Origin of the sequence: Acinetobacter sp. UBA3132, assembly GCF_002364825.1 — a bacterium.
Classification (GTDB): Bacteria; Pseudomonadota; Gammaproteobacteria; order Pseudomonadales; family Moraxellaceae; genus Acinetobacter; species Acinetobacter schindleri.
This window is the reverse complement of sequence record NZ_DEZM01000094.1, coordinates 1-6,874: the sequence shown is the minus strand read 5'-3', so window position 1 is coordinate 6,874 and position 6,874 is coordinate 1. Positions and strand designations below refer to the sequence as shown.

The following is a 6,874-nucleotide window of genomic DNA, read 5'->3' as shown; positions in this document are numbered from 1 at the left end:
ATATAACGCTGACGTTCAGTCACAGAAATTGCACCACGTGCATCAAGCAGGTTAAAGCTATGCGATGCTTTTACCACTTGCTCATAGGCAGGAAGTGGCAGTTTCGCTTCGATTAAACGCGTTGCTTCAGCTTCGTAGAAGTCGAACAGTTCAAACATTTTATCGACTGGTGCATATTCAAAGTTATAAGTCGATTGTTCTACTTCATTTTGATGGAACACATCGCCATAGGTCACTGTACCGAACTGACCTTTGGTCCAAACCAGGTCATAAACCGAGTCTACACCTTGCAGGTACATTGCCAGACGCTCCAGACCGTAAGTGATTTCGCCTGTTACCGGGTAGCATTCAACACCGCCCACTTGCTGGAAGTAAGTGAACTGAGTCACTTCCATACCGTTTAGCCAAACTTCCCAACCTAAGCCCCAAGCACCTAGGGTTGGAGATTCCCAGTTATCTTCTACAAAACGGATGTCGTGAACTAAAGGATCAATACCGATGGCTTTTAAAGAATCCAGATAAAGCTGCTGGATATTGTCCGGGTTTGGCTTCAATACCACCTGGAACTGGTAGTAGTGTTGCAAACGGTTCGGGTTTTCACCATAACGGCCATCTTTCGGACGGCGTGATGGCTGAACATAAGCCGCGTTCCAGGTTTCAGGACCTAGCGCACGAAGGAATGTTGCAGTGTGGAATGTCCCTGCACCCATTTCCATGTCGTAAGGTTGCAAAACGACGCAGCCTTGCTCCGCCCAGTAGTTTTGTAAGGCAAGAATTAAGCCTTGGAAGGTATCAATATGCGATATGGCGCGACTCATGGTCATCCACTTAAAATTAGAGAAAAATTGTGCTTGATTATAAGGATTTTGCAAGGGTGTGGCAAAGGTTATCCATGAATTGCCTACGCCGCTTTTTATTCGCCTGACGCAACTGCCTGTTCATGCGCACGCAGACTGAGAAAGATAAAAAATCCGATAGAGGGCAGGCTAAAGCAGGAAATCATGAATAGAGTGCTGAACAGATCATTGGAACTTAGAAAATAAGCCAGAATCAGCGTTGCCAGAATACCCACCAGCACAATACCGAAGATATGAAACTGCTGTAGATGGTGTAATACGAATAGACTGATACATAAAGGAATATAGATCAGGCAGAGATAGAACAGCAGCCCGAAAATGTACATGATCAGCATGAAAGTCACCATCGAGAGTAGAAGTGAGCTTGAGGTCATAGCCAGGAATAACAAGTGCAAGATCAGCAGCACGAACATCAAAGGGCCATAGAGTGAGGCTAAACCGAGTACAGGTGCCAGCAACAGTTGTACTGCAATTCCGGTTTTGGTTTGTTGTAAAGGCTGGATTAGAAAATGCATCGTTTTTATTCTTGTTTGAGAGAAGAAAATACGCCGCTTAGGCGCGGTCCTGATTATAATTTTTTAGATAGAGCACCCTCAGCATAAGCAGAAAAACCAATGAGTAAAAGATATAAAATAAATACATCTTTAAAGCCAAGGGTTTTATAATGCCTGCACTCCCCAAAACAATAATTCAGGCCAACCGTGTTGCATAGTTCCTCAGAATGGCTGCAAAGCCTCAAGCCAAATTTTAAAATTCTCCCTGTCAAAGACCGTATCCTGTGTGGTTTAGGTGCATTGATCGGTCTGGCACTGTCGTCTTTAATCAGCCTGTGGGCACTGGGTGATTTTCAGGCGTGGTATATCGCGCCGATGGGTGCTTCGTCAGTATTACTGTTTGCCGTACCTGCCAGTCCGCTGGCCCAGCCGTGGAATATGGTGGTTGGAAATACTATTGCCGCGATCGTAGGGGTGAGCTGTAGTTTGCTGTTTCCCAGCCCGACCCTAGCATTCAGTCTGGCCGTAGCAATTGCGATTATATTGATGTTAAGCACCGATTCTCTGCATCCACCGAGTGGGGCGGTGGCGATTACAGCAGTACTGGGCGGCAATGCCATTCATGAGCTGGGCTATGCTTTTGTGTTCTATCCGGTCTTGCTGAACTCGGTACTGTTGATGGTGGTAGCGATTGTATTTAACCGGATATTGGGTAAGGCTTATCCGCAACAGCTGCAGATTAATACTCGTTCTAAAGATCCAACCCCGACCCAGAAAGTGACGATTCAGCCACAGGATATTCAGGCTGTACTTGATCAACAGACCCAGTTACTGGATATCAGTGAATATGATCTGCAAAAAATTATTCTGGAAGCACAGAGCAAGGCCAGTGAACGTGCTGACAGCCCATTCCTGTGTCAGGACATCATGAGTAAAGACGTTGCCAGCTTGCAGGAAAGTGATGATATCCGGCATGCCTTGGCGAAATTCCGACAGATGAATCTGATGAGTCTGCCGGTAGTGAATGCGGAAAAGAAACTGGTTGGAACTTTGGCGATGTATCAGCTGGTGGAATGGTTTGAGCGTGCTACCGACATTCGCAGTGGCTGGGAATCTGAAGTCGGACATATTATGAGCCGGAAGGTGGTGACTGTACAGCCAAGCCAGCCGATTCAGGACCTGGTGCCGTATTTCGTTGAGCGTTCCTTTAATTATATTCCGGTACTGGACGAAGGTCAGCTGGTCGGTATCATTAGCCGTGCTGACATGATTGCTGCTTTATATCAGGAGTTAAATCATTTCAAGCTGAGTGCCTGATCTGGACGGATGTAGATCTATCTTCGAAAATGAAAAAGCACGCCGTAGCGTGCTTTTTTAATCCATTCATCTTTAGAGAAAGAACCAGTAAATAAATAGCGATACCAGGAAAATACACATGATGTTGAGGACAAAGCCAACTTTCATCATTTCCGACTGCTGAATATAACCGGTACCAAAGACAATCGCATTCGGCGGTGTTGCTACAGGCAGCATGAAAGCACAGGATGCACCGATTCCAATCACAATCACCAGAATTTCTTTAGGCATTCTCATCTGATCGGCAATGGCGGCAAAGACCGGCACCAGTAGTGCAGCGGATGCGGTATTACTGGTAAATTCGGTCAGGAAAATGATGAAGGTTGCTACCACAAAGATAATCACTAAAGGTGAAGTATCACCAAAAGTATTTGCCAGAGTTTGCCCCAAGACCAGAGAGCTGCCTGAATCTTTTAAAATGGCACTCAAGGTCAGGCCGCCGCCAAACAGATAGAGCACGCCCCAGTCAGTATTCTCTGCAATCTGCTTCCAGGTTGCGGTACCTAAAATTGCCACCATACATGCGGCCAGAATCGCAATCCAGGTATCTGGCTGGCTGATTCCAAAGTTCTCGGTCAGCTTTTTACTGAAAATCCAGGCCAGGGCAGTACAGATAAATAGTAACATTGCTGCAATACGGCTGCGGGTCCAGGGAATATCTTCAGTGACAAACTGTACTTTGTGATTCAGCTTGGGACGCAGCACCAGATAAAGACTGATCAGCATCGCAGGCAAGATAATGAACATCATTGGCAAACCAATTTTCATCCAGTCTGCAAAGTCATAACCCAGCGCTTTGGCAGCAATGGCATTCGGTGGCGAACCTACGATTGTACCTAGACCACCAATACTGGCGGAGTAGGCAATCCCGAGCAGAATAAATACGAAGGTTTTACGTTCTTTCTCGACATCCAGATGCGAAAGTAAACCCAGCGCCAGCGGTAACATCATGGCTGCGGTAGCGGTATTGGAAATCCACATGGACAGGGCGGCAGTCACGGCAAAAATGGCCAATACTGAAATACCTAAATGTCCACCGGATAAGGAAATAATCCACATGGCAATTTTCTTGTCCAGCTTCTGGATATGCAGCGCCGTTGCCAGTGCAAAACCACCAAAAAACAGGAAAATAACCGGATCGGCAAAGGTGGTTAAAGCAGCTTGTGTGGTAATGGGTACCAGCGCATCGCCGTCGGCCATCGGCATGGCTAACAGTACTGCCAGTATGGGAATCAGCAGGGCAGTAATAGTGATATGAATTGCTTCTGTCAGCCATAAAATACCAATAAAAGCCAGCAGAGCCAGACCTTTGCTAGCATTCTGGTCATAAGGTAAAACCTGATACAGGATAAAGGCTACAATGGCCGCGATGATAATCAGGATCCATCCTTTCATTACGCCTTTGGGCATAACGTTGGTGGGGGTGGCAAGGTTTTGACTTGTCATACGCACACTCCTTGTTTTTATACAGCTAATTTTTATGAAGAATTTTTCTAATCATAAAGCGGTTTGATTACAAATTATACTAATTTAAAAAAAGGTGATTTGAATGTTGTAATAATGCAGTACTTTGCCATAGAGCCTGTATGCCTAAAACCATCAATAAGCCCAAGACTAAAAATTTAAAATGCCGCTGTGACAGGCGATGACGGATTTTTCCGCCAATCCAGACGCCAATCAAAGCAAAAATGGTAATACCGATCAAAATGGATTGTTGTTGTGGATTAATCTGGATCAGGATTGGGAACAATAAAAGTAACTGGATCAGTTTACTGACAATAAAATTCAGGTTGCTGATAATGACGATATCGGTCTTGCTGAGCTGGCTGCTGAGCAGATACATCATCAGGAAAGGAGCCATGGCATTGGTCGCTCCACCAATCACACCAGCCAATAAACCAAAACACACCATACTCAGAATATGCGGGTTGCTCTGAAAAGGTTTGGAGCGAAGCTGATCTAGTACATAAAATATAATTACTGTTCCTAGCAGCAGTTTGAGATAGCCTTCATTCAGCCATAGCAGCAGTTTGACTCCGAACAAACTGCCAATCAGGCTGCTTAAAATCAGTGGCCAATAATGTTTGAGATAATAGCGAATGCTCTGCAGCAGACTGTGCCGCGGATCAGCATTCAGCATCAACAGATTCAGGAGCAGGCAGGGGAAAATGACCAGTGTCACTGCCAGACTCAATGGATATTGGCTGGATAGTACCGCAGTACTCATCATCGGGAAGCCAAACCCACTCAAGCCATGCAGCAGTGCTGCTACAGCACATAAGCACAGTACAATCCATTCAGCCTGTGTCATCCTGAATCCATTTCAAGGAGTTTTTAACTAAGTTATAGAGAAATCAGCCGGTTGGCAAAGGCTAGAGAAATAATTTAACAATTTATTAAATCGCCTGAAGCAGGCAAAAAAAAGCTGTGGTCATTAGGGGAAATGCCACAGCGCAAAAGGGAATTACTATTTACTCTATAAAAAGGAAACTTACAGCGGATCTTTATTTACATCACGAATTGGTCGTTGATAGCCCGTAGACTGATGCGGCGTATGTTCAACCATAGCTTGCTTTTTTGGCATGATCAGCCAAAGTACAAGATAAACCAGGATACCTGGGAAAGCGGCACTCATTATAGAGATCACCACGAAAATCAGACGCAGTAAATTTGCATTCCAACCAAAACGTTCAGCAATACCACCCATCACACCTGCAATCATGTTCGAGCGGTTAGAGCGATATAAACCAACATTGGCCATTCAGGTCTCCTTAATAATTAAGATAAAAGAACAACGACGTTCCTCTTAAAATATGGAGCTAAGTCATTATTTTTAAAGTGTCTAAATACAATTTATTCGTAAATTTATGTAAATTGGGATTAAGTATTTTTCTCGGAATCTTTAACATGAAGACGAAGGTTCCTGAATTTAATAATAATCTCCTGCCTTTAATTTTATAAAAATGCTTGGCTGTTCATAATCTGGTTGAATTAAATGAAATTTAAGGTTTTTAAAGCTTTCAAGAGACTGGAGTATCAGCTCGGTGTGATATTACTGAGTACACTCGGGCTGGTGGGGTGTGAGCGTCATTCGGGTAAACCGATCAGTGATACTGAACTTGAGTTGCACCATAAAAAGGAGGTAGCTGTTTCTCTCGCTAATCAAGCGCTAGATGAAAGTACTCAAGCCAAGAAACTGACTGATATTGCTGGTCATGCCACTTTCAGAGAGGAAGATGGCTTTAATGGGCAGCCTATTCCAGATTATGCGGTTGACTTCGTTGGACGCTATTACACGGAAGTCAGTTGTAATGATGATGGTTTTTCTCCCTGCAAAAATGGCAAGGCAATGTTTATTCTCACCCTTGCCCCGAATGGTCTGGTATATCGCAGTATCTTGCAACATGGTCAGCTATTTACCTTCCAAAACAAGATGGCGACACCTTATTCAACCTATCGTAAAGACCGTTGGGAATTGAATCCCACTCGTAAGGAGCTGGTGGTCTACCGTAAAGAGGGCCTGGTTTTGTATTATACTGTCAAAGACAATACCAAGCTGGTGATGAATATTGCAAAAACCCAGCAAGAAAATCGTCAAGAGCTGATGGATCGACATTATGTGCTGCCACGTATATCTTATGAACTGGTAAAAGATATTGATAATCAATCCCCTTCGCCACAATAAGGCGAGGGTAGACTAAGAAAACTCACAAAAATCCTGATGCGTTGAAATAGCCCAGATACAGATAAAAAATTATAAGACGATTGAAAGAAAACTGTAGCTTGGTGGTGGTATAGGACTTGAAACCACGCCTCATAGTTTAAAAAGCTCTTGTTCTAGCAACTAGACGAATAACGCACAAATATATCTAAAATAATCCCAGCATATTTTAAAATGAAGAGAGCAAGAATTCAGAAAAGACAAATCAAAGCCGTGATCGGTTGATGATCTTGATTGGAATATACAGGTGTTATGATCTTCGCAGAATAGAAGAAGAATGGTGGGTCGTCCGCGACTCGAACGCGGGACCAACGGATTAAAAGTCCGCTGCTCTACCAACTGAGCTAACGACCCTGAGGAGTAGAAATGATGAAGATCATTTTTACGACGCAAGATTTGGTAATTGCGCTATCCCGAAGGATAAGATGGTGGGTCGTCCGCGACTC

Annotated in this window: 7 protein-coding genes and 1 tRNA gene; 2 read left to right on the top strand and 6 right to left on the bottom strand. The window is 44.1% G+C overall.

The features are described 5' to 3' along the window. Both glyQ and B4033_RS04575 read right to left on the bottom strand, forming a co-directional pair. Positions 1 to 818 (bottom strand): glycine--tRNA ligase subunit alpha (gene glyQ / locus B4033_RS04580; protein WP_286832430.1); only part of this gene is annotated, 818 nt, incomplete at its 3' end. 95 nt (positions 819 to 913) lie between these two features. After that, positions 914 to 1,372 (bottom strand): hypothetical protein, encoded by a 459-nt coding sequence (locus B4033_RS04575; RefSeq protein ID WP_286832429.1) that lies wholly within the window; start codon positions 1,370 to 1,372, stop codon positions 914 to 916. A 186-nt stretch (positions 1,373 to 1,558) separates the two neighbouring features. On the opposite strand from B4033_RS04575, the gene B4033_RS04570 reads away from it, so the two are divergent. Further along, a complete protein-coding gene (locus B4033_RS04570) occupies positions 1,559 to 2,668 on the top strand; it encodes an HPP family protein (RefSeq protein WP_286832428.1) in 1,110 nt (369 codons plus the stop codon). Positions 2,669 to 2,740: 72 nt separating this feature from the next. Here the strand turns inward: B4033_RS04570 and B4033_RS04565 are convergent, their stop codons facing one another. The 3 genes from B4033_RS04565 to B4033_RS04555 all read right to left on the bottom strand — a co-directional run bounded on the left by B4033_RS04565 (position 2,741) and on the right by B4033_RS04555 (position 5,468). Beyond that, on the bottom strand, positions 2,741 to 4,153 hold the full coding sequence (locus tag B4033_RS04565; protein WP_286832426.1) for an SLC13 family permease: 1,413 nt from the start codon (positions 4,151 to 4,153) through the stop codon (positions 2,741 to 2,743). Between the two features lie 79 nt (positions 4,154 to 4,232). Then, complete coding sequence (locus B4033_RS04560) at positions 4,233 to 5,018, bottom strand: sulfite exporter TauE/SafE family protein (protein WP_008303377.1); 786 nt, start codon at positions 5,016 to 5,018, stop codon at positions 4,233 to 4,235. Positions 5,019 to 5,198: 180 nt separating this feature from the next. Further along, a complete protein-coding gene (locus tag B4033_RS04555) occupies positions 5,199 to 5,468 on the bottom strand; it encodes a PspC domain-containing protein (protein ID WP_004813390.1) in 270 nt (89 codons plus the stop codon). Between the two features lie 234 nt (positions 5,469 to 5,702). Between B4033_RS04555 and B4033_RS04550 the strand changes: the two genes are divergently transcribed. Beyond that, complete coding sequence (locus B4033_RS04550) at positions 5,703 to 6,392, top strand: hypothetical protein (RefSeq protein ID WP_286832424.1); 690 nt, start codon at positions 5,703 to 5,705, stop codon at positions 6,390 to 6,392. A gap of 314 nt (positions 6,393 to 6,706) precedes the next feature. On the opposite strand, the gene B4033_RS04545 is transcribed toward B4033_RS04550, so the two are convergent. Further along, positions 6,707 to 6,782, bottom strand: a tRNA-Lys gene (locus B4033_RS04545). Positions 6,783 to 6,874 lie beyond the last annotated feature (92 nt).